Origin of the sequence: Mesobacillus subterraneus, assembly GCF_000934845.1 — a bacterium.
Lineage (GTDB): Bacteria > Bacillota > Bacilli > Bacillales > Cytobacillaceae > Mesobacillus > Mesobacillus stamsii.
Window position 1 is genome coordinate 1 of sequence record NZ_JXIQ01000165.1, and the last position, 1682, is coordinate 1682.

Annotated in this window: 2 protein-coding genes; both read right to left on the bottom strand. The window is 38.1% G+C overall.

The genetic code is table 11. The annotated features are described in order from the left end of the window. Positions 1 to 145 precede the first annotated feature (145 nt). A complete protein-coding gene (locus tag UB32_RS16925; protein WP_044395945.1) occupies positions 146 to 1222 on the bottom strand; it encodes an RNA-guided endonuclease TnpB family protein in 1077 nt (358 codons plus the stop codon). Positions 1223 to 1225: 3 nt separating this feature from the next. Further along, positions 1226 to 1624: an IS200/IS605 family transposase gene (tnpA, locus tag UB32_RS16930; RefSeq protein WP_044395946.1), complete on the bottom strand. Its 399-nt coding sequence runs from the start codon at positions 1622 to 1624 to the stop codon at positions 1226 to 1228. Positions 1625 to 1682: the final 58 nt, after the last annotated feature.

Sequence of the window (1682 nt, forward strand, 5' to 3'; positions counted from 1 at the left end):
CCCCCCTAAAGGGGCAAGCCCTAAACCTTACGGTTTAACGAGTGGGATTCTTGAATGACTAAGCGTTCTCAGTCCATTTCTGTTTCGAACAGCCTTCAAGATGAGGGTATCTCATTACCCCTCCTAAGACAGTGCGTATAGCATCTTAGGCTGATTGACTGTTACCATCAATCACAGGTGCATATCGAATATTCATAGCACCAACTAAATCTCTATGTTTTTCGAATCCACATGTACACTTGTATTTGCGGTCTTGTGCCTTATTCTTTTCAGAACATTTAGGGCATGTTTGACTTGTATATGCAGGATTCACATATTCAACCTTCATTCCTTCTAAATTCGCTTTGTATTCAATGAATGGAGATAGGCGATAGAAGGACCAACTGTGCAGGTTCTTTTCGTTTTTACGGCTTGTTCTTGCCGTCTGCCGGATGTTCGCTAATCGTTCTAAGCGAATGACAGAAATCTTATTATCTTTTGCAAAATGGACGATTGCTCGACTAACCTTATGGTCTTGGTCTTTCATCCATCGTTGTTCTTTATCTTTTGAATGGCGAATAGCATTTACCTTTTTCTTTTTGCCTAATGCTTTGCGTTGAAAACGGAATTTTCGCTTCACATATTTATTTTGTCTGCCGTTGCCAAAGAAACGCACCTTCTCATCATCTGTTACAGCAACAGCAGGCACTTTCAAGCCCAAGTCTACACCCATGACTTTTAAGCCTGTGCCTTGAACAGTAGGGATCGTGACAGAAATTTGGGCAATCCATTTATTCGCTTTCTTTGTGATACGAAGTGTACCTAATTTGTGTTTTAGCAAATCAAAGTTGCGATGATCCTTATCAACCAACAAAGCACGAATAGGGGTTTTCGTTGCCTTGCCATTAACCATGATTGGCATGGAAATGTGTGTGAAATCAAACGAATAGTTTTGGTTATTCCAAATACACACAGGTTTTTTGAGTACAGGAACGACCTTGTATTTATTTTTCTTTGCTTTTTTGAATACGCTTTTGGCATCTTTAATCGCTTGATTTTTAACGGCACTTGGCAGGGAAACAGAAAGATCTTTGCTTGATTTCTTTGTGCTTTTCTTTTCGTCAACCATTTCAGAAACAAGGGTGTTAATGGTGGAAATGTAGGATTGACTCATTTCTGACAAAATAGAAGCCTGTTCTTTTGTTGGAAGCAGTTTGACTTGAACCGTTATTGTTTGCGACATGTTTCACCCCCTTGTTTTTTGTTGTTCCACATAACGTTTAATCGTTTCACTTGATACATTTTCTGCGGTAGATACAAAATAGGAACGTGTCCAAAGGCTTGGCAAGTGATTTAGATGAGGAAATTCCTCTCTCAATTTTTTAGAAGTCACTCCTTTGATTTTTGCCATAATATCAGCAGGACTAAATGTTGGTAGCGCGTTCAGAAACATGTGGGTATGGTCTTTGTCACATTCTAAAGCGACAAGAACGATTTTTAATTCTTCACATATTTCTTGCACTAATTGTTTGAATCGCTCCTCTACATCGGTACGAAGGAATATTTTCCTTCTATACCGAGGACAAAAAACGAAATGATAGTTGATTAATGATACGGTTGTGTTTGTTCTTCTATATTCATTCATATACATATTGTATCAGTATTGTTTATAAACAGCAACAGATATACAATAAATATAGAGT

Bases quoted from the DNA above. Each gene is read 5' to 3' on its own strand.
- UB32_RS16925 (WP_044395945.1), bottom strand. From the start codon at position 1,222: ATGTCGCAAACAATAACGGTTCAAGTCAAACTGCTTCCAACAAAAGAA.
- tnpA (WP_044395946.1), bottom strand. From the start codon at position 1,624: ATGAATGAATATAGAAGAACAAACACAACCGTATCATTAATCAACTAT.